This window comes from Eubacterium ramulus (assembly GCF_003122485.1).
In the GTDB taxonomy this organism is placed as follows: domain Bacteria; phylum Bacillota; class Clostridia; order Lachnospirales; family Lachnospiraceae; genus Eubacterium_I; species Eubacterium_I ramulus_A.
Window position 1 is genome coordinate 14968 of sequence record NZ_JRFU01000154.1, and the last position, 22423, is coordinate 37390.

At 42.1% G+C, this 22423-nt stretch carries 25 protein-coding genes and 1 pseudogene; 22 read left to right on the plus strand and 4 right to left on the minus strand.

Annotated features, from left to right (window positions below):
* Nucleotides 1–5: 5 nt before the first annotated feature.
* The 11 genes from LG34_RS13425 to LG34_RS13465 all read left to right on the plus strand — a co-directional run bounded on the left by LG34_RS13425 (nucleotide 6) and on the right by LG34_RS13465 (nucleotide 8423).
* The gene (locus LG34_RS13425) at nucleotides 6–3107 is read left to right on the plus strand and encodes a SpaA isopeptide-forming pilin-related protein (RefSeq protein WP_109216521.1); all 3102 of its coding nucleotides are present in this window, start codon (nucleotides 6–8) and stop codon (nucleotides 3105–3107) included.
* Nucleotides 3108–3198: 91 nt separating this feature from the next.
* Entirely contained in the window at nucleotides 3199–3369 is a 171-nt protein-coding gene (locus LG34_RS16810; RefSeq protein ID WP_022036234.1) for a hypothetical protein, read from the plus strand.
* Between the two features lie 95 nt (nucleotides 3370–3464).
* Nucleotides 3465–4421 carry a ParM/StbA family protein gene (locus tag LG34_RS13430; protein ID WP_109216522.1) on the plus strand — a complete coding sequence of 319 codons (957 nt, stop codon included), beginning with the start codon at nucleotides 3465–3467 and terminating at the stop codon, nucleotides 4419–4421.
* On the plus strand, nucleotides 4418–4783 hold the full coding sequence (locus tag LG34_RS13435; protein WP_021738846.1) for a hypothetical protein: 366 nt from the start codon (nucleotides 4418–4420) through the stop codon (nucleotides 4781–4783). Before LG34_RS13430 ends, LG34_RS13435 begins: the two co-directional genes overlap by 4 nt.
* A 23-nt stretch (nucleotides 4784–4806) precedes the next feature.
* Nucleotides 4807–4947, plus strand: a complete 141-nt coding sequence (locus tag LG34_RS16815) for a hypothetical protein (protein WP_181369382.1) — start codon at nucleotides 4807–4809, stop codon at nucleotides 4945–4947.
* A gap of 29 nt (nucleotides 4948–4976) precedes the next feature.
* Nucleotides 4977–5582, plus strand: coding sequence for a signal peptidase I (lepB, locus tag LG34_RS13440; RefSeq protein ID WP_109216523.1), 606 nt, complete (start codon nucleotides 4977–4979; stop codon nucleotides 5580–5582).
* A 3-nt stretch (nucleotides 5583–5585) separates the two neighbouring features.
* On the plus strand, nucleotides 5586–5903 hold the full coding sequence (locus tag LG34_RS13445; protein ID WP_146190237.1) for a hypothetical protein: 318 nt from the start codon (nucleotides 5586–5588) through the stop codon (nucleotides 5901–5903).
* A 211-nt stretch (nucleotides 5904–6114) separates the two neighbouring features.
* Complete coding sequence (gene ssb, locus LG34_RS13450) at nucleotides 6115–6798, plus strand: single-stranded DNA-binding protein (RefSeq protein ID WP_109216525.1); 684 nt, start codon at nucleotides 6115–6117, stop codon at nucleotides 6796–6798.
* A 65-nt stretch (nucleotides 6799–6863) separates the two neighbouring features.
* Nucleotides 6864–7754, plus strand: a complete 891-nt coding sequence (locus LG34_RS13455) for a hypothetical protein (RefSeq protein ID WP_109216526.1) — start codon at nucleotides 6864–6866, stop codon at nucleotides 7752–7754.
* Complete coding sequence (locus LG34_RS13460; protein WP_109216527.1) at nucleotides 7744–8010, plus strand: hypothetical protein; 267 nt, start codon at nucleotides 7744–7746, stop codon at nucleotides 8008–8010. Before LG34_RS13455 ends, LG34_RS13460 begins: the two co-directional genes overlap by 11 nt.
* A gap of 77 nt (nucleotides 8011–8087) precedes the next feature.
* A complete protein-coding gene (locus tag LG34_RS13465) occupies nucleotides 8088–8423 on the plus strand; it encodes a nucleotidyltransferase domain-containing protein (protein WP_109216528.1) in 336 nt (111 codons plus the stop codon).
* A 139-nt stretch (nucleotides 8424–8562) separates the two neighbouring features.
* On the opposite strand, the gene LG34_RS13470 is transcribed toward LG34_RS13465, so the two are convergent.
* Nucleotides 8563–8880: a hypothetical protein gene (locus LG34_RS13470; protein WP_109216529.1), complete on the minus strand. Its 318-nt coding sequence runs from the start codon at nucleotides 8878–8880 to the stop codon at nucleotides 8563–8565.
* Between the two features lie 221 nt (nucleotides 8881–9101).
* Between LG34_RS13470 and LG34_RS13475 the strand changes: the two genes are divergently transcribed.
* From LG34_RS13475 to LG34_RS13490, 4 genes are all read left to right on the plus strand, one after another.
* Nucleotides 9102–9785, plus strand: a complete 684-nt coding sequence (locus LG34_RS13475; protein ID WP_109216530.1) for a hypothetical protein — start codon at nucleotides 9102–9104, stop codon at nucleotides 9783–9785.
* A 236-nt stretch (nucleotides 9786–10021) separates the two neighbouring features.
* Entirely contained in the window at nucleotides 10022–11035 is a 1014-nt protein-coding gene (locus tag LG34_RS13480; RefSeq protein WP_109216531.1) for a hypothetical protein, read from the plus strand.
* Between the two features lie 94 nt (nucleotides 11036–11129).
* Nucleotides 11130–11348: a hypothetical protein gene (locus LG34_RS13485; protein WP_109216532.1), complete on the plus strand. Its 219-nt coding sequence runs from the start codon at nucleotides 11130–11132 to the stop codon at nucleotides 11346–11348.
* A gap of 112 nt (nucleotides 11349–11460) precedes the next feature.
* A complete protein-coding gene (locus LG34_RS13490) occupies nucleotides 11461–11760 on the plus strand; it encodes a hypothetical protein (RefSeq protein WP_109216533.1) in 300 nt (99 codons plus the stop codon).
* A gap of 87 nt (nucleotides 11761–11847) precedes the next feature.
* On the opposite strand, the gene LG34_RS13495 is transcribed toward LG34_RS13490, so the two are convergent.
* From LG34_RS13495 to LG34_RS13505, 3 genes are all read right to left on the minus strand, one after another.
* Nucleotides 11848–12495 carry a hypothetical protein gene (locus LG34_RS13495; protein ID WP_021738858.1) on the minus strand — a complete coding sequence of 216 codons (648 nt, stop codon included), beginning with the start codon at nucleotides 12493–12495 and terminating at the stop codon, nucleotides 11848–11850.
* A gap of 97 nt (nucleotides 12496–12592) precedes the next feature.
* The gene (locus LG34_RS13500) at nucleotides 12593–13453 is read right to left on the minus strand and encodes a hypothetical protein (RefSeq protein ID WP_021738859.1); all 861 of its coding nucleotides are present in this window, start codon (nucleotides 13451–13453) and stop codon (nucleotides 12593–12595) included.
* The gene (locus LG34_RS13505) at nucleotides 13443–13922 is read right to left on the minus strand and encodes a sigma-70 family RNA polymerase sigma factor (RefSeq protein ID WP_109216534.1); all 480 of its coding nucleotides are present in this window, start codon (nucleotides 13920–13922) and stop codon (nucleotides 13443–13445) included. The genes LG34_RS13500 and LG34_RS13505 overlap by 11 nt, the downstream gene beginning before the upstream one ends.
* A 279-nt stretch (nucleotides 13923–14201) precedes the next feature.
* Between LG34_RS13505 and LG34_RS13510 the strand changes: the two genes are divergently transcribed.
* The 7 genes and pseudogenes from LG34_RS13510 to LG34_RS13540 form a co-directional block, all read left to right on the plus strand.
* A complete protein-coding gene (locus tag LG34_RS13510) occupies nucleotides 14202–16373 on the plus strand; it encodes a VirD4-like conjugal transfer protein, CD1115 family (protein WP_109216535.1) in 2172 nt (723 codons plus the stop codon).
* A gap of 80 nt (nucleotides 16374–16453) precedes the next feature.
* Nucleotides 16454–17443 carry an RNA-binding protein gene (locus LG34_RS13515; protein WP_109216536.1) on the plus strand — a complete coding sequence of 330 codons (990 nt, stop codon included), beginning with the start codon at nucleotides 16454–16456 and terminating at the stop codon, nucleotides 17441–17443.
* Nucleotides 17444–17448: 5 nt separating this feature from the next.
* Nucleotides 17449–18105, plus strand: a complete 657-nt coding sequence (locus LG34_RS13520) for a hypothetical protein (protein WP_109216537.1) — start codon at nucleotides 17449–17451, stop codon at nucleotides 18103–18105.
* A 71-nt stretch (nucleotides 18106–18176) separates the two neighbouring features.
* Nucleotides 18177–18365: an excisionase gene (locus tag LG34_RS13525; RefSeq protein WP_109216538.1), complete on the plus strand. Its 189-nt coding sequence runs from the start codon at nucleotides 18177–18179 to the stop codon at nucleotides 18363–18365.
* An 89-nt stretch (nucleotides 18366–18454) separates the two neighbouring features.
* Nucleotides 18455–19651, plus strand: coding sequence for a site-specific integrase (locus LG34_RS13530; RefSeq protein ID WP_181369383.1), 1197 nt, complete (start codon nucleotides 18455–18457; stop codon nucleotides 19649–19651).
* Between the two features lie 570 nt (nucleotides 19652–20221).
* Nucleotides 20222–22063: a hypothetical protein gene (locus tag LG34_RS13535; RefSeq protein WP_109216540.1), complete on the plus strand. Its 1842-nt coding sequence runs from the start codon at nucleotides 20222–20224 to the stop codon at nucleotides 22061–22063.
* Nucleotides 22064–22217: 154 nt separating this feature from the next.
* Nucleotides 22218–22423 (plus strand): annotated as a pseudogene (locus tag LG34_RS13540) (ABC transporter ATP-binding protein); the annotation flags it as partial.

A 22423-nucleotide genomic window follows, 5' to 3' on the forward strand; every position in this document is an offset into this window, starting at 1 on the left:
AAAAAATGCGTATGAAAAAGATACCTGTCCGGATGCTTGCCATCCTGCTGGTGTGTATGACGGTGCTTTTGAGCGTATGCCTGGAACTGTTATCTGTTCCGGCAATGGCGGCAGAAGAGAAGGCAGCATGTTATACCGTCCGGATTGCACATGTGGAACATGGCAGTATTGCACTCAAGGAAGATGACAATCTGCAGGCAGGAGACCAGATCCATCTGCAGGTTACCCCACAGGAGGGCTATCACTTAGAGTCCCTTATCGTAGCAACCAGTGAGGGGACAGCACTTGCCGTTACGGATACGGATGGGGCGGCGGTAACGGATGGAGCATATCCGGATACCATGCTCTTTGTCATGCCGGAAGATGATGTAACGGTAACCGGGGCATTTGTGTCGGAAAATGATGCTGCGGATACAGCGGGTCCCGATACTGTGCTTCCGGAAGAAATATTTTCCATGGCCGGTGCCGATACACCGCTGGCAGCAACCATGAACAGTGCGGAGCATGCGATTAGTCGGGCTGCAAGCAGTGCAACCCTTACCAAATATGAGAACCAGTTCTCCTGTTATCACAAGGACGGAAGTTGGGATTGTACGGAATCCTATTTGATGCTTGGTGATCAGTTGGCATGGTGTATTGAACCTTCCGTCAACATCGGAGCTTCCGGTGGCACTTACGGGCTGAACGGAGATGCGGCGCAATGGCTGATGGATAAGTACGGCTGGAGCTACAAAAAGACGAACAACCTGACAAAAGCAGTTTATTTGGCAAAAAGCTATTATGGTGATGATTGGCTATGCAGTTACGTTCTTGTCCAAAACTTGATCTGGTCCGAGATCAAGGAAAATGAAAGTCCGGCAAATTACGGTCGATACGTTTTAACGGACGGGGCAAGGAATACCGCACATAACTGCGGGCACTTAAACACCAAAGCCAAGGTGGATGCTGCCATTGCGGATGTCTGGAACCGGTTTTATTCTTACAACAAGCTGCCTTCTTTTGATGGATGGACGGTGTATGCCACTGCTGGACAGTCGTATTGGCTCAAGGATACCAACGGGGTAGTGAATGATACTTCCTTTGTCGGACAGACTGGTGTAACGGTATCCAAAGGATGGGATGGCAGCAATGTCGGTATCTGGATTGGTTCAAATGCGTCGATGGCAGGAAAATCCACGACGATCCATTATTATAAAAATGCGATCCCGAATAGCAGTGAACCATTTCTGATTTATACCAGAACCGGGCACCAGTCCGTCAGCACATGGACCAGTGCCATTACACCAACTTATGGTGCCATCCGGGTGGTATTTACCCGGACTTCTTACCTGCGGGCACATTACAAGGCGCGGGAGAAAGTGGCACCGTCTCTGGATATTCATATCACAAAGGCGGATTCTGATACGGGTGCAGCATTGGCTGGCGCTGAATTTGCCGTTTCCATGGATGGAAAACAGGTGGCAACGGTGACTACGGATGCAGACGGAAAAGCGGCTTACCACTGGAGGGGTAATGTTCTGTGGACCGACTATGCAGAAGCCTATGAGCCGGTACTGGATTATAAAAACTGGAGCAATGCTTACAATAAGGCAAAACAGAGTGTCCTTGCTTCTGTGAATGACAAACTCAAAGCATTAAAAGAGGGGACAACCCATACATGGAAGGTGGAAGAAGTGAAGGCACCGAAAGGATATGAACGTAACGAAGAGGTCTGGGAACAGACGTTTTCTTTAAACACCCATGCAGTGGAGATCGACTATGCGGATGAACCGGAAAAGGGATTTTTGACACTGAAAAAAGCTTCTTCAGATGAAGCGTTTTCAAAAGAGAATGATTGTTATAACATTAAAGGCGCTGTATACGGGGTATATCAGTCTGTCGAAGATGCCGTGCAGGATGCAAACCGCGTGGAGACGCTGACGACGAAAGAGGATGGAAGCTCCAATACAGTGACGCTTCGGAGAGGAACCTATTATGTGAAAGAGTTGACCGCATCTGACGGGTACCTGCTCTGCAACGAGCAGGAAGAGAACCTTCCGGCTGGAATCCATGCCGCAACGGTGAAATCTTTAGAGACAACAACGGTTAGCTGTAAGGAAGAGCCGGCAAGTAATCCATTTGACTTATCATTGCAGAAATTAGATCTTGGCTCACATTCGGCAGAGGCACCGGGAAATGCTGCCCTGTCAGGTGCCATATTTGAGATTGCATATTATGAGAACGTGAATGGAGCAACAGACGGAACACCTGCAAAGAAATGGTATTATCGGACGGATGAGACCGGAACATTTTCAGCAACGGATAAAGAATACCTGCTTACGACTTACCAGATGCAGGATGGCAGAACTTTACAGTCCGATGATCTGTATGAGCATGATGGAGCGATTGTTTTCCCGATTGGAACCTATACCTGTAAGGAGATATCTGCACCGGTGCATTACCAGTTATCTGGAATCATGTATTTTACTGGACAGGAAGAGACAAAAACGGATGTGACAACCGGACTGAAACTGGTGATCAGACAGGAAAAAAATGGTGTGGCACCACAGATCTATCAGGGAGAAGTCGTTGGCAGTGGAAGTATCCTGGCAGAAAATCCGAAGATCGAAGCCTATGATGAGACACAGTACGGCTCCATTACGATCTACAAGAAGAGTGCGAATGAGAAGCAGATCCCGTTATCCGGGGTATCATTCCGGCTGGTCGGCGTGGATGAAGGGGATGAGCATATTGCAAGTACCGATGCAGACGGCAAAATCTGTTGGGAAGGACTGATTCCACAGGATTATGTGATCACAGAGATTAAGACAGCAGACGGGAAAAATCTCCTGAAGGATAATATCACCGTCACCTTGCCGATGGAGCTTACCGTAGAGGAAGCACAACAGCGTGGAGCAGATCTGTCACAGGCAGTCTGGGATGAGGCGGCACAGAAGTATTGTTTTTATGACCTGACATTTGAAATTGGAAATTCAGCAGTGCTTACCATGCCGATGACCGGAGGAAACACAGAAAGCATGTATGTACTTATGATCGTGGGTATCCTGGCGGCTGTTGGCGGAATCGCCCTGCTGGCACGAAACAGGAAGAAGAATCATGTGAACTAGAAAGTTTGCGGCCGCTGCATATATTTTGTGGCGGCTGCATTTTTTTATACTGAAAAAGTGGACAGAAGAAAAAAGCGAGAGGAGCAGATAAATGGAATTAAAGATCAAACTATATGAGAAAGAGGGAAAACGGTGCTGTTATATCGAAGATGGGAAGGAAAACGGGCAGGAGTACCGGGATATCTCCCTGGAATGGCTTGGCGAGATGGTGACCGAACTGTTTGTGTGTATGGAAGCGATTGAAAATAATGTCGAAAAATAGAAATATTTGTTATGAAACACATCCCAAATCCGTATATATAAATAGAGACATGTAATTACAGGATAATTACAACGTAAGATAAGGAGGAACATGAGATGGAAATCGCAATCGACACAGGAAACAAACAGGTCAAAACAGATCATTCAATTTCTATTTCGGGCGTGGTGGCACAGACCACTATTCCTGCAACTGCCCGTCCGGAAGATTATATCAGATACCGGGGCAGATATTATGTGCTGACAAATAAGCGGCAGGAATATTTAAGGGACAAGTCAGAAACAGAGCGTTACTTCGTTTTGGCAATGATGGGGATTGCAAAAGAACTGGACTATATGGAAAGCCATAATGAGATTGCCTATGACCCGGATAAAACCTATTACATTACCATGCTTGGAGGATTACCGCCTGCCCATATGGAAGATGCCCACCTAAAAGACAATTTTAAAGCTTATTTTAAAACATCGGAGGCGCAATACGTGTGGTATAAGGGTAGAACGTGGCGGGTGAAGATTACGAAAGTGTATGTATATGCGCAATGTTATGCTGCCATTATGACGGTTTTTACACAAATTAAGCCATACCCACGCGTTGTTGGGATTGATATCGGTGGATTCACAACGGATTATCTGACCATGGTGCGTGGCACGATTGACATCGAGCATACGGATTCCCTAGAGCAGGGATTGACTCTTTTATATCAGACCATACATAAAAAGTGCTTAAAAAAGTTTGACGCGATCATCGAAGAGAGCGATGTGGATGCCATTTTAAGTGGGGACACCAGTCTGTATGATGAGGAGATCATTACACTGGTGGAAGAAGAAGCACAGGCATTTGTAGACAGTCTGTTATCCTCTTTTCGTGAATTTCAGATTGACCTGAAACATTCCTTCGTGGTGTTCTTAGGCGGTGGAGCGATCCTTCTGAAAAAATATATTGAGAAATCCCCATTGCTTGGCAGATATATGTTTCTGGAGGATATTAAAGGAAACGTACATGGATATAAATTGTTGTATCAGGTGATGCAAAAAAAGAAGGGTGAGCAATCATGAAAAAGAATCCCTATCAGTTTACGATCCGGTTTAACAGCACGATCGCCGGACACTGCCAGGCAGCGGCATTCTTAAACCGCTGTGGTACGCGTGCGAAGGCACATGTGATCGCGGAAGCACTGGATCTGTACCTGCGTGAGAAAAAGCAACTGTTGGGACTTGGGGAATTGGAGCGTATCGAAGTTGTACCGGAAATGAATGGGCAGGAGCAAAGAGAAGATAAGCGGCAGGAGAAAAAAGCAGACCAGAAAGCGATTCCAAAGCCAGAGCCGGTTGTGTATGCACCAGAAGTGGAAGCACTCAATGAAGAGGACCTGGATGCGATCGCTGCATCCCTTGGTGCCTGGGATATGGAAGATTAATGAGAAATGGAGAGTACATGGATATGAAATTATTAGACGAGGTAAAGAAAATGGCAGCACTGGATCAGGCGGATAAAGAATTTTTAAAACGGACGGAAAAACGGATGGGACATTTCCTCAAAGAAGGGGTCGATTTGTTTTTCTGCTTCTTCTTCCGGCTGTGATCGCAAGTCTGTCAGATAAGTGAGGGCAGATGAGAAAAAAATTACAAGAGAAAAAGAAGCAGTGGATGGAATGGCTGACAGGGCTTTTTGCGAGAGGGAAAGAGCTGATAAAAACGGTCAGGGAACATATGGCAGAACTGAGCCGGGAGCAGGAGCTGGAAGAAAGAAAAATACAGGCATTAAAGCGGATGATCCGTTATGCGGGGGAACTCCTTCTTGTACTGTTTGTATTTTGTGCGCTGATGCAGCATGTGTGGATCGGTCAGGTACAGGGGGCTTCCATGCGTCCAACCTATCAGGATGGACAGTTTATCTTACTCCTTCGTGGGAAGGAATATAACCGGGGCGATGTGGTAGGTGTGAAATATAGTGCCGGAGAAGAAAAGACCATATTGCTCAAACGGATCATTGCCATTGGTGGAGATGTGGTGTCCTGTAAGTATGGACAGTTATATGTCAACGGGCAGAAAATATCAGAATCCGATCATACAGTGGGAAAAACCTCGGATATTCCGGCACAGACGGTCCCGGACGGATCGGTATACCTGCTTGGGGATAACCGGGAGCATTCCATGGACTCCAGAAGTTTTGGCTGTATGAGCTGTGAGGACATTATCGGAAAGGTGGTGCACTAAGTGATGATCCAGACGTACCTTGAGATGATACAGGTATCGGAAAACGTACTGAAACTACTGACCATTACATATCTGTGCTGCAGCATGGTTCCAGTGCTGGCAGGCTTCCGAAAAACACTGTCTGTACAGTGGAAAAACACGCTGCTTTTTGTACGTTGCATCGGGATCATACTGTTTCTTTTGTGCCTGATGCAGATCGGGATATGGTTTTTGGTAGGGAATCTAAAGACATTATCGGATTGCTTTGGAAGCCCGGTGTACCTTATCCTGGCAGTAATCAATATGATATGCTGCATCTGTGATGACCGGAAGCATATATGAAGTTTCCGCGAGAGAAAAAACGGCGTATATATTATAATATAGAAGTCTTACATGCCAATTAGGCAAGTATATAAAATGCGAAAGCATGGTTAAACAGCATGCATGGATCAGAAATGGTCTGTGTTGTGCTGTTTTTTTATTTTTCGGCAAAATCCTGAAGATACAGGTTTTGTAATAGAAATGTAGCCGTAAGGCAGAAAGTGAGGAAAAAATGAACAAGGTTGTAATGATGGGAAGACTGGTGGGAGATCCCAAGATCAGTTATTCCAAGAATGGAAATGCGATGGCGATCGCAAGGTATCGTCTGGCAGTGGCGCGAAAGAGTAAAAAGCAGGGAGAGGCGGCAGCAGATTTTTTTAGCTGTGTCGTTTTTGGCAAAAGTGCTGAATTTGCGGAGCGGTATTTACACAAAGGAACCCAGATCTGTATTTCGGGGCGGCTGCAGACAGGCAGTTATGTTAACAATGAAAACCAGAAGGTCACGACAACGGAGATCGTGGTAGAAGATACCTCGTTTGCCGGTCCGAAGCAGGAGAACACAATGCCTGGGAATGTGATGCCAAATAATCAGGGGTATGGAGCTTATGCACAGCAGCAAAACGGTTATCAGACCGGTCCAAATAACATGCAGCTGCCACCAAATGGCATGGCAGGTGCTGCCCCGATGCAAAACAATGGTTATGGAGCTAATGCGGGAATGCCCGCAAATAGTGGCTATATGCCACAAAACCAAAACCAGGGAAGCTATTATGGTGGAAACCAGGGTGGCTACACACAGAACCAGGCCCAGGGGATGGCTCCAAATGCAAATGAGCCTGGTATCATGATTCCAAATGGGAACGGGTTTATGCCAATCCCAAATGGTATGGATGAAGCCTTACCATATCACTCATAGAAAATGGTCAGAGAAGCGGTTGTATTATGTAGCCGCTTCTTATTTTTAATAAGAAAGGAAGAAAGATGGGAAGAATTATATTGGAAGATGGCTCCCAGTATCTGCCGGTTAAATTCCGGATTTCGGAATTTTATCAGAAATATCCAAAAGGGAAGATCCGTACCAGTCTGATGCGGTTTGACCGCCAGAATAACAATCCTGGATTCGTGGAGTCCGTATTGATAAAGGCAGAGGTGTATCGTGATGATGCGACACTTCTTGCGGAAGCTTATTCCCAACGGAGATGTGAACCACAGGAGCCCTCTTTTTTCGAGTGCGCGGAAACAGTCGCAATCGGAAGGGCGTTGTCAGATGCCGGTTACAGCGTTTACAGTGAGGATCTGGGTGATGATCCATGTAAGAGAAAAATCATGCTGGATGATGGCAGTTTTTATCTTAAGGCAGGCTTTCGGATCGCATGGGCCAGACGGGAAATGCCACAGATGCTGATCCGAAAAGAACTACTGCTTATGACGCCGTATCAGGCGATCGTCAAGGCAACGATCGAGAATGAAGGAGAAGTGTTGGCAACAGCTCATGCCATGCGCGTATGGAGTGATGCACATGCGGCGGGGCACTACTTTTTGGAAAGTGCAGAGACAGCAGCAGTAGCGAGGGCACTGAGCATGATTGGATATGACCTGCCACCAGAGGAGAGCCATGAATGGGATGAACACGACAATTATTCAGAAGCTCCTGTAAGTGCAGACTGTTATACACAGCAGGATGGAGCAGAAGCACTGCCAGAACTTGGAACAGGACTGTCAGCACCATATTGCCAGACAGGTATGATGTCATGCCAGGATAGCGGGCAAAATCCTATTATGGTAGGAAATACCGCTGTGTATACGCGCGTACAGTATGATACAGAGAATTGCAATGGGTTCTTTGGCGGGGGTGAAAACTATGGAAGATAAAATCAAGGAAGGGTATTATGCCCTATGCCTTGCGATTCTCAAGGGTTATAGCGTCAATGAGGCATTTCATGCATTGGAAATGCCAAATTGGAAGAAAGATCCTTCAAAAATCGACATCTGGGCGACGGCACAGGAACGGAGTGTGACAGAAACTGCAAAAGAGTGTGGATGCTCCGTCTCAACCGTAAAGCGCTGCAAGCGGATGAAATTGGAACAGCAGAGCCTGTGGGATGTTTTTGGATATGATGCGCTGTAAATTTTCATATCATGTAATGACTTTGGCGTTATGGCAAGATATAATTAAAACATAACAGGAAGGATGTGAATGACAATATGCCAGAAGCAGTAAATCATGTAGTATTCCAATTTTCAAGAGAATTAAAACGTATGTTAGGCGAACGTCTGGTTCGGGTTGTTCTGTATGGTTCTTATGCCAGAGGAACATATCACGATAATTCAGATGTTGATATTATGATTCTGGTCAAGATGTCAGAAGATGAAATCAGACAGATAAAGAACAGCATTTATGATCTTGCATTTGAAATAGAAATGGATACCGGTATTGATATTGCGCCTATCATTAAGGAAAAGCAGCAGTATGAATATTGGGTAGATACCTTACCTTTTTATAAAAATATAAAGGAAGAAGGTGTTGTCATAAGTGAGTGATGAGAGATGAATCTATCAAATTATCATATGGAAAATGTGATAGAAAAATAAAATATATTCATGAAAAAAGACGGTTGTTATAGGAAGGAAAATTCCTATGGCATCCGTCTTTTTTTTGCCTGTATGGAATGGCGAAAGTCTAGCAGGGATAGTCATGCCGTTCTGTCCGCAAAGCAATGAGCCCGTCAATATCACCGGTTTTCATATACTGAAAGTACCGGTGTTCAAAGTCAGCTTGTATGGCGGCAACCTGTTCTGGTGGATTGCAGCACACAAATACCAGGTTGTAAGGATAATGCTGTCGTTCAAAACTGAACAGATCCAAATCCCGGACATACTTAATAAAATACCATTTCCGCAATGCGGATTTCCATTTTACCGGATGCGTGATGTAGCTTATGTAATAGCGATACCCCTCTTGAAACACACGCTCCGGTTTAATGATGATTGATTCCATTCCCTTCTCCCTTCTCAAAAGATTAACAACTACATTAATTGTATAATATAATATGCATTTCAGCAAGAAGAGATTGTTAGATTCTGTTAGTTTCCCAAAATAGAAAATCGCCGTATATCTAATGTATACGAAGTATGACAAAAATAGAGAACGCATTAATTACAGAACAAGTATCTTGTAATTGGTCTGTAATTATAAGGAAGAAAACAGGAGGAAACGCGATGTATGACAATGAATTTATGGAGCAGTTATTACAAGGTATATCCGTACAGGAGGAACGCCGGCATCCGGGCAAGACAGAGAAGTGTTTGCCAGGATCAAAGAATGAAGCAGAACTTGCAGAAATGGAATACTGTTTAAGAGAAGTAGAGACGCTGGCTTGCCGTATGAGACAGAGTTTTTTGAAAAACCCGAATGGGATCGGAAATTTATATACTGCCATCAGCCAGGTAAACAAACAGTATGCGACGAGACAGTATATCTATGAGATGAATTTGTGGGATATTTCAGTGACACAAAAGGATCAGATACTCAAGATCCAGATCCCGGAGCTGCTTCCTCACCGGAAAGCCAAGCCGGAATGTGTTTTTATGTATACACTCCGCCAGGCTCTGTACCAGTATGCCGTAGAAGATCCGAAACGTTTTAGCCGCTTAAAAGAACACTGGAAAGATGGGGCAGTTCTGATCGTTGAACATTCTTACCGTTCCGCGGAGATGGTGCGGGATTCCGATAACGTAGAGCTTAAACAGGCAATCGACCTGCTTCACTTTTTAGGCTATATTGATTCGGATCGGGGCACTGAGCTAAATATTTTCCTGACCTGTAATACTACGGATCAGAACAAAAATGAGACCTGTTTATACCTGGCACCAAAGGCATGTATTCAAAAGTTTTGGGATTGATTTTGCCTGTGAAATGTAGGGTATCTTTTTGTCAGAAATTTATTTTGGAAAAGATACCCTTAAAAAAGGTGTGAAAACCAGCATTTAACTGAGCAGTGAGGAAATGGAGCGAACCAGGTTAGGCGGCGGTAGTTCGGAAATTGCAAAAAGATGAACCACCTGACGGGAGAAATTATCCACAGGGAGAACTTTCACCGCCGCCGTAAACCACCCTGATATTTTGAGGAAATACATAAATGACAGAACAATCCATCCGACGTCGCATATTGCTCATCATGGCAATGTCCGGCGGGGAAATCAAAAAGGAAATCTGCATGGAGCTTTGTGGAAGTAAACCATATTACAAAAAAATGATGCAGCAGATGAAGGAAAAAGGTGAGGCAGAGACCATATTTGGTTGTCATCCCCGTACCCTTCATATTAAAAAGAATGCTGTCATGCAGATTGTGGAAGATGTGCCTGGGATTATGGCGCGTTATGAAGCAAGACAGTTGGCGGTCAATGAGGAAAAGTCATATCGGAGGGCAACCATCAGTCAGGTAATCTATAATATGTATCTGGCAGGGGTGTTCTATGAACCCAAAAAGAAGGAAACGTTATCGAACCAGCGGGAACAGGCAGACACAGCTCCGGTCTATTATGCGCCATACGAGATCAAAGGGAAAAGCGACGAAAACAGGGGGAGCAAACTGTGCGGGATACTGATCTTCCAGCAGGAGTCAATTTTGCTGTACAATATGGAAGACCGCAATATCAAGTGGATGAAAGCGGTGGAAGAAAATACACAGACAACGTTGTTTAAATTATGGGGGAAGATGGGAACAGCAAGGCAGATCATCTTTGGGACGGATATGGAGCAGATCATCATGGAAAATTATGTCAAAGAACAGGAGTATCGTCTGTTTCACCGAAACCAGGCATATAACCGCGTAACACCGGAAGCGGGGATGTATTATATCCCGAATGGAAAAGCCGGGACAATTTTTTTGCGACTGTTTTTTCATCCAGAGCTTGTGGATGGATTAAAGAAGAGGTTAAGGGATCGCTTCCAGATTCCTGTTGTCTCATTGCTTCCCTTATATTTACCCGCATGTGTGCAGATCATGCAGGAACGGCAGCAGTTAGGGATATTATGTCTGGAGGAACAGGAGCAGTTTGTACACTGGCTCAATGATGGCAAGAATATCCGGGTATTTAGTGTGAAAAAACAGGACATGGAGCAATATCTGGAAAAATTGGAAAAAGAATAGTCGAATGTACGTTTGCGTTTTCTGACCGAATATGGTATACTTGCGAACAGGTACTTGATAAGTAGAATGTGAAATGCGCAAGGGGGGGATGAACGTGCAGAACGAGGATTTGATCCGCTATTTAGAGCAGTTCCCACCAGAAGCAGAGGTGCAGATGGTTTTAGTAGGTTTCGAACAACAGAAATTTTATTCTGCAGATCGGATTGCATTTTTGGATGGGAAGGGATTGAAAAATCCAGTGATTGCTATTTCGGTTGAAAAGGAAGCAGACTTTTCAGAGTTAAATCCAAAGAATGATAATATGAAACAATAAAGTTTGTAAATCGTCACGATTGTGGCGATTTTTTTGTTATGAAACTCCTTTAAAAAACGTATATAAATATATAGAACAGATATTCGAGTAAACGAAAAGGAGTAATGAACAAATGCTAAGTAAAGAATTATTGGAAAAAACCGTAGCAGAAGCGATTGATATTACCCGGAATCAATACGCAAAAACAGATTCGGTTTATAAGATGGAACTGGAAAAACTGGAGAAGCTGTTAAGAGAGTATGAGGATCTGCCGCTTGGAAAAGAGGTACGAAGCAAAATTGATGCTTATATCCAGACGTTAGAGAAACTGGATGGCAGATATGCAGATCTTTCCTATATTGCGGGAATCCGGGATGCATGTTTTTGGGCGGCAAAAATTGGACTGATAAGTATAGATTTTGAAAAGATATGACATAGATCTTAATTTGGAAAAAGATTGCCCAAAAAAGAAAAGTGTGGGGGCATCTCATGATGCTCTCAACACTTTTCTTCAAAAAAATTAAACGCTGCCAGATGCAGATATATTGCCACCGTTTGCTATAAATGTGCAAGAGATATTTTTTGTTGTAGTTTCTATTAGTGTGCTAGATAAATATTTCGTTACTCTGTAATTGCAGGTAATCGTTTTTTTATTGCTGGAGAAACTATAACTTGCTGATTTGCATTTGTATGATGGATATGATTTCTGAACACTGCCAATATCATATACTTCTCCGGTGTACTTTGAAGTATCACTGTTTACATATGCTCGAACATAGAGATAGTTATTGGTGTTTCCGGAGTTGTAAAAATATTTTTGATAATAAGCAATGCTGGCTAAAGGTGCAACGTCCAAGGACGAGGACTCTTCAGATACATATTCTTCTGTAACCACATCTAAAGATTCCGCTTCTTCGTAGGCATCTTTTACATATGAGTCAAATTCATCCATAGACATGCTAGAATAAAAATCGATAGCATCTTCAATGGTTCCATCTTCAGGAGCAACGATTGCTAAGTCAGTACCCAGTTCAGTGCTTAATTCTTCTAACCGATCTTCATATGGCTGAAGTGGATCGGAAGAAACATCCTGTGCGTAAGCAGATACTGTAGAACCTATTAAAAGTGTCCCTGCAAGTAACAGGGTTGATAATAATTTTTTCTTCATAAAGGATCTCCTTGGTATTGATGTATATTTAATGATTAAACTGTCATTGGATATTTGATAAATTCACCTCCTTACATAGTCCATACATATGACAGTATCAATAACATAATGGGATAATAGAATCACTATCTGATTGGGTAACAGAGTGCTCAATAGAAAGGCAATCTTTCAAATCAATAATAGTATTTTGGGATGTAATACCAAAAATGCGGTATGATCCATCTGCATTAATTGCTGCTTTTTTTGTTGATGATTGAATTTTTGTCAATTTTTTTGTCTGACAATTTTCAATGTAATATGCAATACAATTTTCACTGATAAGATCAGTTTGGATTGTGATGCTACTGTCTTTTGATAAATATACTGAGTTAGTATGGTATATTAAATCATTCGTAGTTATTGTTAGTTTTGTGTCAAAAGACAATTCTTGAGCAGAATAGTTTGAAATGCACACGTAGTATTTTCCTGTATCTGTGGTGCAAAATGCTTCATCAAATGATGGGGTATTGTTTAATCCGTCTAATTTATTGTACGTTCCATTATAAATATAACCAATTTCATAATTGCTATCTGCATGATTAGTTTCACCAGAAAAAGAAACAATTTTATTTTTTTCAATTTCACTGTCAGGATCAAGAATAACCATTTCATGATCAGGTATTTCGACTTTCTGGTTTTCAGTAGTAGTCGTCTGGCAGACTGATATATTTGAAATGTTATCTAGTTCTGCAAGTGAATTTTCAGATAGCAAATCGCAATCCAGAGAATCCGATCTGTTAAGTGTAACAATCAATGTAAGTGCACATAGGGAAGCAGCACTTGTAAAAATAACACGTGAAAATAATTTAGTACGCGTTTTTTTATTATTCCGTTTTTCAAGGTTTGAAAGAATATCTTCTTCTAAATGTTCAGAGAAACGGATTTGCTGAAATGCATGTTTATATTTTTTATGATCCATAGTAATCACTTCCTAATTTGTCTTTTAATTTTTTCCTTGCGCGATCTAACCTGGTTCCGATAGTAGCTTCCTTTTCATGAAGAATGGCACTGATTTCTTTTATGGAATATCCTTCATAATAAAAAAGATGAATAGGTATTCGGTACTTTGGTTCTAATTCGAGAACAGACAGAATTAAATCATAATCTTTTTCGTGTATTGAAGTATTTTCTGTTGGAAAATCACTGCGGTGGCTAATCCAAAAACTTTTTAAAAGGTTTTTGCTTTTATTAATAGCGATGCGAAAAAGCCATGCGCGTAAATGTTCTTCATTTTCAAATTCCTTATTGCTTTTTATTAATTGTAGAAAGACATCTTGAGCAATATCCTCTGCATCAGCGATATTTTTGGTATAAGTGTACGATAGCATTGCAACATGCCTGCTGTACTTATTTACAATATCCGAAATGTTGTAATCATAAGTGTTCATATTTTTTACTCCTGTTACTATATATACAACTGTCAAAGTAAATATTTTTCATACAAATGAAAAAAAGTTTAAAAAATTTATTACAGAACAAACTTTTGGGTTGAAATTAATTCGATTCATTTGAAAGTTAGCAAAATGAGTTGTGTCAAAGCATATTCTATTATTGCTTATAGTATAGAATAGCCGTTGGATTTATACTAGTTGACTTGTGCAACTCGATGAAAGTTTAGTTTCTGACGGTATCTCATTGACGTATATCTAAAGTAGAAGGAGGCGCATATGAGATACCGTTATTATATTGAAAAAATGCAGCAGACATTCTCACAGTGGAGGGGAAAAATTCCAAAGAAAGAACATACAAAGTATACGCATGTAAAAGTGCTATGTATTGTCTGCGGTGCCCTATATCCGGGCGGATGCCTGGCAATCCTAGCGAAGCCAGAGGGAGATTTGTCATTTGGCATTCTTCATGCAGTAAAGGTAGCAGTAATTACTAGACAGGGGCATATTGGTTATGCCACAAGCCTGATCCTGATCGTGGCACTGATCTTGTACATTAAGGTGGTCGGACGTTCCAGGGATAACGAGGATGAACGAAATTTTTCCTATTCTGCCAAGGGAACCTATGGGACTAGCCGGATAGCAACCGAAGAGGAGTATAAAAACTATCTGTCGATCACAGACAGTGCATTGGAGACGGATGGCATTATTCTGGGAACCACAATGGATGGAAAGGTGGTGTCTATGCCTCGTGACTCGCCATATAACCGAAATCTGTTTGTCGCGGGCTCCCAGGGATCGTTTAAATCAATTGCTATTTCCAGAAACATGATCATCCAATGCGTGATACGCGGAGAGTCTTTCTGTGTCACAGATCCCAAAGGGGAACTGTGCGGAGACATGGTGTATTATCTGTATTCCCAAGGATATGAAGTTGGACTGTGGAATCTGTCAAACCGTTGGAATTCGGATGGATGGGATATTCTGCAGGAGATCAGTGGGGAAGAGGAGCTGGAATACGTCGACATTATTTGTCACACGATCATCCAGAATACGACAAGTATTAACAGCGAAGCATTTTTCAACGACATTGAGGAAGTATTGCTCAAGGCCCTGGTGCTATATGTAGTCACAGTCATGCCAAAGGAACTGCATCAGTTCAGTACAGCATATAACATGCTTTTGCAGGAATCAGCAGCATCGCTGGACACAAAATTTTTTGCGCTTCCGGTCACGCACCCTGCCAGACAGTCCTATAACCTGTTCTGTCAATCGCCGCAGAATAAAGGCAATGCGATTCTGGGACTTGGTTCCCGCCTGAAAATTTTTCAGGATGAAGCAATCAAGCGGATGACAGGTTACCAGCAGATCAATCTGGAACGGATGGCGCAAAAGAAAACGGCGATATTTTGCATGGCTTCTGATACAACGACAACGTATAACATGCTCAATGCCCTTATGATATCCATGGCGTTTATCAAAATAATGGCTTATGCCGACCGGCAGCCAGCACGAAAATGTGATGTGCCGGTCTATTTCATCCTTGATGAAATGCCCAACATCGGAATCATTGACAGCATCCAGCAGAAGGAGGCAACGGCGCGAAGCCGGGATATTGGAATGGTCTTGATAGTTCAGAACATTCCACAGTTCCAAAACCGTTATCCGGATGGTGTATGGGAAGAACTGATCGGCGGCTGTGATTTCCGGTTATTTCTAGGATGCAACGAATCCACGACTGCAGAATATTTTTCAGCGCTGACCGGACTGTCAACCATTGAGGTGGAGACCATCCGGAAAAATCTGAAAACAGTGCGTCTGACAGACTATGTGCCGGATCTGGCAAGAAATTCGGGTGTTGGTCAGAGACCGGTATACACACCGGACGAGATTATGCGGCTTGATACCGATGAGATGCTTTTGTTTGTTCGGGGTGAAAAGATGATACGGCTCAAGAAGTTTCCATTTTTTAAACATCCGGAAGCATTGAAACTGCGTCGCATCATGCCACAGGAATTTCTACCAGTCTGGAGATATGAACAGGGACATGATATCAGTGGAAGAGGTTGTGAATATAAAAGCCGGGGTGCGCTTTTGCACGAAGCCGTTTCTGATCCGGAACGTTATGTAGTCAAAGACAGTGAGAGATGGGGGAACCAGAGATCCATGCTGCTGAAACAGCGAAAGAAAATGGAAGAAAAATATGCGGCAGAGGGCAGGTTCCCGAATGGACAGGCTGTATTTGAAGAAGAATGGAAGCCGAAGTTTGTTGAGCTAGAGGAAGATCTGGTACAGGCTGCAGAAGAAAAAGAGGCACAAAAGCCGTTTGTAGAAGATAAAAATCTGGAAGTGGAAGTAATGTCAGGGGAAAGCGACAACGGGCAGCAGAATTCCGACACAAATCTGAATGCGTTTTTTGAGAAGCTGTTCCAGAATCAGAATAACGTCTAGTTTCCGAATATGGTAAATCGAAGTATATACAAAATATGGGAACAACAAAAATAAACTGCATCATAAGAAAGGACTAGATTGTGGAACTGAAAGAAGAAGAAAAGATGCTGCAGGTGGAGGAAACTTCCGGAACAGAAGGGCAGGGAGCGGTAAGCAAGCCGGTGACCGGTACGGATCAGATCATCACGTTAGATCGTCTGGCAGCATCTGTATATGAAAATGACAATGAAACCGATGATCTGAATTGGCACGAATTACAGAATTCCATGCTCAAGCAGAAGATTTTGACAGGCATGCTGATCTCCATGGAGCGGCACTCCATTGGAGAGGGAAAAACTGTGAATGTGGCTTTGGCAGATTACCAGGGCTATCGTGTGATGATCCCAGTAACAGAGATGAACATCATTCTGTCAGAACAGGATGAGGGGGATATGACCAAGAAGATCCGTATCACATCTAACATGATTGGTTGTGAGATTGATTTCATCGTATTAAAACTGGATGCTGCGACACATTCGGTGGTCGCATCACGAAAAAAGGCAATGGAGAAAAAAGTGCAAAACTTTTACCGCCCACAAGTGGAAGGTGAAGCACCGCTGATCCAGGAAGGGAGTGTTGTGGAAGCGAGAATCCTGGCGGTTACAGAACATCTGCTCCGTTTGGAGTGCTTTGGCCTGGAGTGTTTTGCAAGAGTGTTTGAGTTAGCACAGGCGTGGATGGCAGATGCCAGGGAACATTACCGCGTAGGAGATACGACGCTGGTGCGGATTCACAAGATCCAGGAAGCAGGTGGAAAACTGAGTATTACGGTGGAAGGAAAATCATTAGACCATACCACATGTTACGCATGCAAAAAGCAGGGAAAATATATCGGAACAGTAACGGGAATCCATGATGGTTTGATTTTTATCCGCCTGCAGGTTGGGACGAATGCGATTGCTCATTCGGTGGAAGACCGTCAGCTACTGCCACGCAAAAAGGATGACGTATATTTTATTTGTACAAGAATGGACGAAGAAAAGGAAGTAGCAATCGGTATCATTTCACGTGTCATCCGGTCTGCGAGGTAATGTATATGGAAAAAATATGTATTTACCCAGAGCAGGGGGCGGAAATAACCGCGTATGAGCGGGCATTAAATTGTCTGATTTTCATGCTGGTCTATCTTTTAGCAGGCATCCTATGCATGTTTCTTCCAGTCATATTTGGAATACATTCCTGCTATATAGGCTGGTGTGTGGCAGCAGGCAGTTTCTTTTGGACCGCTATCCTATTATGGAAGAAACGGAGCATATACGAGGAGCAGGTGACAGAAGTAGCAAACAGTTTGATTTCCATTGAAGAGGAGACCTTGAAATGCTATCAGGCAGTTGGAAATGTATATGAGTCCTGCTGGATACATTTTTCGGATATTACGGACGTTATATTCAATAAGAAGAAACAGGCTTTTTTGATTCAGATCACAGAAGATCCGAAGCGGAAAAGTGAGATCTGTGTTAATTCGGTGCTGGTAGAAGAAAATCTATTTGAAGTGAGAGGCGGAAATTATAAGCGGCAGGAGTTTTTAGTAATATTTCAGAGAATTATTCCATATGCAAAAAGTGTCAAAGATATTGATATTGCTTTGGTGGAGAAAGAATGGGCAGCATCTGTTAGAACGGGTAAGTGGTCAAAAATCATTCCCTGTGTCACATTGGGAGGAATAATTATAATCCAAATGTTTTTTATGTAATATGGTGGTGGCAAAACTAAGGAGGCAGGCAAATGTCTGCCTTTATTCATTAAGAAGGAGATGCATATTAAATGGAAAAAATTTTAATGAGTTTAAAGGAAGTATGTGAATATACTGGTTGGGGAGAAACAAAGGTTCGAGAGATACTTAAACGTCCAACTAGTAAATTTACGGTTATCTTAGGAAATCGTTTATATGTAAATAAAAAAAAGTTTGATGACTATTTAGAGCAATGCGCAAAATATAATATTCCCATCTGATAAGTTTGCAATTGTATAAGTGCAGAAAATGGAGTAATATATACATATGAAATTGCTTTATGGTCAATAGGACGAAAGGAATATTGATTATGGGTAAAGATCTAAAAGGACGAGATTTAGGAAAAGGATTTAGTCAGAGAAAGGATGGTAGATACGAAGCAAGAGCCGTAATTTGCGGCGAAAAAATAGATATATATGACAAGGATTTGAAAACGCTGAAAAGAACATTCGAAGTAAAAAAAGCTATGTTACAGCAGAATTCAAGTGGAATGTGTTCCACAATTACTTTGAATGAGTGGTATCGGGAATGGTTTGACAGATGTAAAGCCCCTCAGTTGAAAAATGATGTTAGCAGAAAGACATATGATAGAAGGATTCGCAATACATATTGTAGGCTTTTAGGAGATAAGCGGATTGCAAATGTGTTACAGATCAATATACAGGAAGCAACATCACAGCTTGTAGAAGAAGGGTATACATATAGAACTGTAAAAGAGGCACTTGGAATTTTGAAAGAGTGTTGTGAAATCGCAATCGTAAATCGGATTATACCAGTTAATCCATGCATTGGTATTAAAATTAAAGATGCGAATATTAGTCAAGAACGTCGAGTACTGACACCAAAAGAACAGAAAATTTTTTTGGATGAGGTTCAGAATAAATATTATTATGAAGCCTATAAGATTCTCTTGTTAACAGGTATGAGAATTGGTGAATTTTCTGGACTGCAGTGGAGAGATGTTGATTTTGAAAATAAAGTAGTTCATATTAACCGTTCTATGCAGACTGCATATATAGATGGCAAAAAAATTGAAGAACTTACAACTCCTAAAACTTCAAACTCATATCGTTCCATTCCTTTTTTCGGGGAAACAGAAAAGTGTTTTCGGGATTGGAAAGAAAAGCAGGATATGTATAAGAAAAAATTAGGAGATCGATGGAGAGCAAATCCAGAGTTTGGAGATTTAGTTTTTACGAGCACAGTAGGATCACCAGTTACACGATATGTGATTGCGCATGATATGAGAAAAGTGGTAGATAATATTAATATGAAAGAAATTACAAAGGCTTATAGAGAACATAGAGAGCCGGTGTTTTTTGAACATTTGTATCCACATGCTTTTCGACATACATTTGCGACGCGTTGTTTTGACAAAGGACTTGATCCGCTATTTGTACAGAGTATTATGGGTCACGCTAATTATGCTACTACAATGTCCTATACTCACATGTTGGAGGAGCATCGCAATCAAGAAATCGCGAAGGTTGGAAATTTTCTTGAATAGCGAAATTGCGTACAGAAAAAAGTGCGTCAACTAAATATATCTAATCGTATACCAAAAGATTGACGCAATTATAAAAAGTTGCGTACAGTAAAAAAGTTAGGTCGTGTAAAGCCTTGAAATACAAGGGATTGCGAAAATACTTCGCAAAACAGATGAACGCATAATTGAACAGTTTTCATAAGAATTTAACGAAAATGGGATTGCTTTGCAATCTCATTTTTGTTATGAGCAAGTAGCAAAGCGAATTCTGTTGCGATCTATTGCGATCTATTGCAAAGATGAACATGGTAGAGCCGATTGAGAATGTTGAGTAACATTTTATGCCTCAACTTTACAAATTTTTGAAATGCCCAATAACCCTTTCAAATGGCGGTGATACTGTCTGGAAGGGTTACTTTTATCGAACCCTGTGAAATATCAAATGAAAATATTCTGAAAATTTATTGTGATTTTTGGAAAAATCTGCCATATTGTTATGTGTACAAGGGTAAGAGAGGTTGTGTATTTTTACAACAAATCTGTTGTCGGAGAGCTCAAATGACAGATAGAAGATATTTTGGAGGGATGAGAATGAAAAAGAAAATTTTAAGTTTTCTGCTTGCGTTGTGTCTTATCGTGGCACTTGTGCCAATGACAGCGTTTGCAGCGGAAGCACCGTCATTCAGCGGTGGAACAGGTACAGAGGAAGACCCATGGCTGATTGCTTCGCAGAAGGATATAATTGCTTTGGCAGAGTTCCTGAATTCAGGTAATGCAGAGGAACTTGATGCTGAAAAAGCAGGTATTGGGAACTGTTATGGCTACTATTTTAAGCAAACTGCTGATATTGATTTGACAGGAGTTGCATGGGAACCAATTGGTTATTCTGGAAGTTATTATTTCGCAGGAAACTATGATGGTGGCGATCACAGCATCACGAATGCGGTTTCTGCCGGAAAAGTTGACCCAGATGGTTACGCTACAGCGGGCATTTTTGGATGGGTTGCTTTTGGTTCGGTTGAAAATCTGCATGTGAAAAACGCAAACTTTGTGGCAACCGGTCAGAAAAATTATAGTTATGTGGGCGGTATTGCAGGTGTGTGCTATGGGGCATCCATTAAAAACTGTTCGGTTGTGAATTCTTCCTTAGAGAGTAAGCGCAACAACAATAATAACTGTGCGGGAAGTATTGTAGGTTATTCCACCGGTGGAACTTTTGAAAAGTGTGCTGCTGAAAACAATCAAGTAAAAACTATGGCTTATGGTGGCGGTTTTGTTGGCGAAACAGATGATGATCCAGCATATGGAGCTGGTAAATCTATATTTACGAATTGCTATGTTGCAAACTGTTCTGTAACTTCGAAAACCGATGAGGTTCAGGGCGTGAGTTTTGCGGGCGGTTTTGTTGGTGAGATGACGGATTCTGCGTTAACCATTCAAAATTGCTATGTTTATCAGGCTACCCTTTCTACCGAAGGAACTGCTGTGCCTGGAATCAAAGGAACCGGTATTTTTGCGGGTAACCTGTGGGGTGGCAGTAGCATCGTTGATACAAACTGTTTCTTTGGGGCTTGTGGAACGACAAAAAATGCTGGTACGGCCAGCGAAAAGACAGAAGAAGAATTTGAAAATGGCACTGTGGCAAAATTACTGGGAGAATCATTTGCACAGATTGGCGGTTATCCGAGGATAAACGGTCCAGCAGACTACAGTGAAGTCGATGCGGCTGTTGCCAAGGCAAATGCTTTGAACAAGGATGCTTACAAAGATTTTTCAGCTGTGGAGACTGCAATCAAATCGGTGGTTCAAGGGAAGACACTGGCAGAACAGACAGAGGTGGATGCAATGGCAAAGGCTATTGAGGATGCAATGGGTGCCCTTGTTTACAAAGACGCCGATTACACCAAGGTTGATGCAGCCATCGCCAAGGTAAACGCTCTGAACAAGGATGAGTACAAAGACTTCACTGCGGTAGAAGCTGCCGTCAATGCTGTTGTCCGTGACAAGAATATCACTGAACAGAGCGAAGTTGATGCAATGGCAAAGGCTATTGAAGATGCCATTGCTGCCCTGCAATACAAGGATGCTGATTACAGCAAAGTTGACGAAGCGATTACAAAGGCAAATGCTTTGAATAAGGATGATTATAAGAGCTTTACAGCGGTGGAAAATGCGATAAAATCTGTTGTTCGTGGTAAAAATATTACAGCGCAGTCTGAAGTAGACAAAATGGCGAAAGCCATAGAGGACGCAATTGCATCTCTTGAGAAAAAGACTGTTAATACAAAAACCGGCAATACAAGTAATCTTACTAAGAGCCCAAAGACGGATGATGCCGGCAATTTCACTTTATGGATTGCCCTGTTGTTTGCAGGCGGTGGCGCAGCAATTGGTACATCAGTTGTAAGAAGAAACAAAAAGTATAACAGATAAATGTGATCACAGAGTTTTGTAATTGGATTAAAATGTGATCTGTAAGTTGCAACACTGATGCATAGTATGTATTTTATGTAAAATTTTTGAAATGATTAATACCCCTTATGAATGGTGATATAATCACTGTTTGTAAGGGGTATTTTATCAGGCAATGGAGAAAACGAATTTTTACGATGCTATATATTCTCCGGTGATTTTGATCCTGAATGCAATTGTAGTTGCAGTTGTAATGCTTCTTTCGGCAACTGGAAATCATCAGGTTTTGACGTTATTTGGAATGTCTGCCGGAACCGCAGTGGCGATCATGAATTATATCAGATGGGAGATGACTCCCACCTCTATAGGTGGTGAGAAACA

Bases quoted from the DNA above. Each gene is read 5' to 3' on its own strand.
- LG34_RS13425 (WP_109216521.1), top strand. From the start codon at position 6: ATGCGTATGAAAAAGATACCTGTCCGGATGCTTGCCATCCTGCTGGTG.
- LG34_RS16810 (WP_022036234.1), top strand. From the start codon at position 3,199: ATGGAATTAAAGATCAAACTATATGAGAAAGAGGGAAAACGGTGCTGT.
- LG34_RS13430 (WP_109216522.1), top strand. From the start codon at position 3,465: ATGGAAATCGCAATCGACACAGGAAACAAACAGGTCAAAACAGATCAT.
- LG34_RS13435 (WP_021738846.1), top strand. From the start codon at position 4,418: ATGAAAAAGAATCCCTATCAGTTTACGATCCGGTTTAACAGCACGATC.
- LG34_RS16815 (WP_181369382.1), top strand. From the start codon at position 4,807: ATGAAATTATTAGACGAGGTAAAGAAAATGGCAGCACTGGATCAGGCG.
- lepB (WP_109216523.1), top strand. From the start codon at position 4,977: ATGAGAAAAAAATTACAAGAGAAAAAGAAGCAGTGGATGGAATGGCTG.
- LG34_RS13445 (WP_146190237.1), top strand. From the start codon at position 5,586: ATGATCCAGACGTACCTTGAGATGATACAGGTATCGGAAAACGTACTG.
- ssb (WP_109216525.1), top strand. From the start codon at position 6,115: ATGAACAAGGTTGTAATGATGGGAAGACTGGTGGGAGATCCCAAGATC.
- LG34_RS13455 (WP_109216526.1), top strand. From the start codon at position 6,864: ATGGGAAGAATTATATTGGAAGATGGCTCCCAGTATCTGCCGGTTAAA.
- LG34_RS13460 (WP_109216527.1), top strand. From the start codon at position 7,744: ATGGAAGATAAAATCAAGGAAGGGTATTATGCCCTATGCCTTGCGATT.
- LG34_RS13465 (WP_109216528.1), top strand. From the start codon at position 8,088: ATGCCAGAAGCAGTAAATCATGTAGTATTCCAATTTTCAAGAGAATTA.
- LG34_RS13470 (WP_109216529.1), bottom strand. From the start codon at position 8,880: ATGGAATCAATCATCATTAAACCGGAGCGTGTGTTTCAAGAGGGGTAT.
- LG34_RS13475 (WP_109216530.1), top strand. From the start codon at position 9,102: ATGTATGACAATGAATTTATGGAGCAGTTATTACAAGGTATATCCGTA.
- LG34_RS13480 (WP_109216531.1), top strand. From the start codon at position 10,022: ATGACAGAACAATCCATCCGACGTCGCATATTGCTCATCATGGCAATG.
- LG34_RS13490 (WP_109216533.1), top strand. From the start codon at position 11,461: ATGCTAAGTAAAGAATTATTGGAAAAAACCGTAGCAGAAGCGATTGAT.
- LG34_RS13495 (WP_021738858.1), bottom strand. From the start codon at position 12,495: ATGAAGAAAAAATTATTATCAACCCTGTTACTTGCAGGGACACTTTTA.
- LG34_RS13500 (WP_021738859.1), bottom strand. From the start codon at position 13,453: ATGGATCATAAAAAATATAAACATGCATTTCAGCAAATCCGTTTCTCT.
- LG34_RS13505 (WP_109216534.1), bottom strand. From the start codon at position 13,922: ATGAACACTTATGATTACAACATTTCGGATATTGTAAATAAGTACAGC.
- LG34_RS13510 (WP_109216535.1), top strand. From the start codon at position 14,202: ATGAGATACCGTTATTATATTGAAAAAATGCAGCAGACATTCTCACAG.
- LG34_RS13520 (WP_109216537.1), top strand. From the start codon at position 17,449: ATGGAAAAAATATGTATTTACCCAGAGCAGGGGGCGGAAATAACCGCG.
- LG34_RS13525 (WP_109216538.1), top strand. From the start codon at position 18,177: ATGGAAAAAATTTTAATGAGTTTAAAGGAAGTATGTGAATATACTGGT.
- LG34_RS13530 (WP_181369383.1), top strand. From the start codon at position 18,455: ATGGGTAAAGATCTAAAAGGACGAGATTTAGGAAAAGGATTTAGTCAG.
- LG34_RS13535 (WP_109216540.1), top strand. From the start codon at position 20,222: ATGAAAAAGAAAATTTTAAGTTTTCTGCTTGCGTTGTGTCTTATCGTG.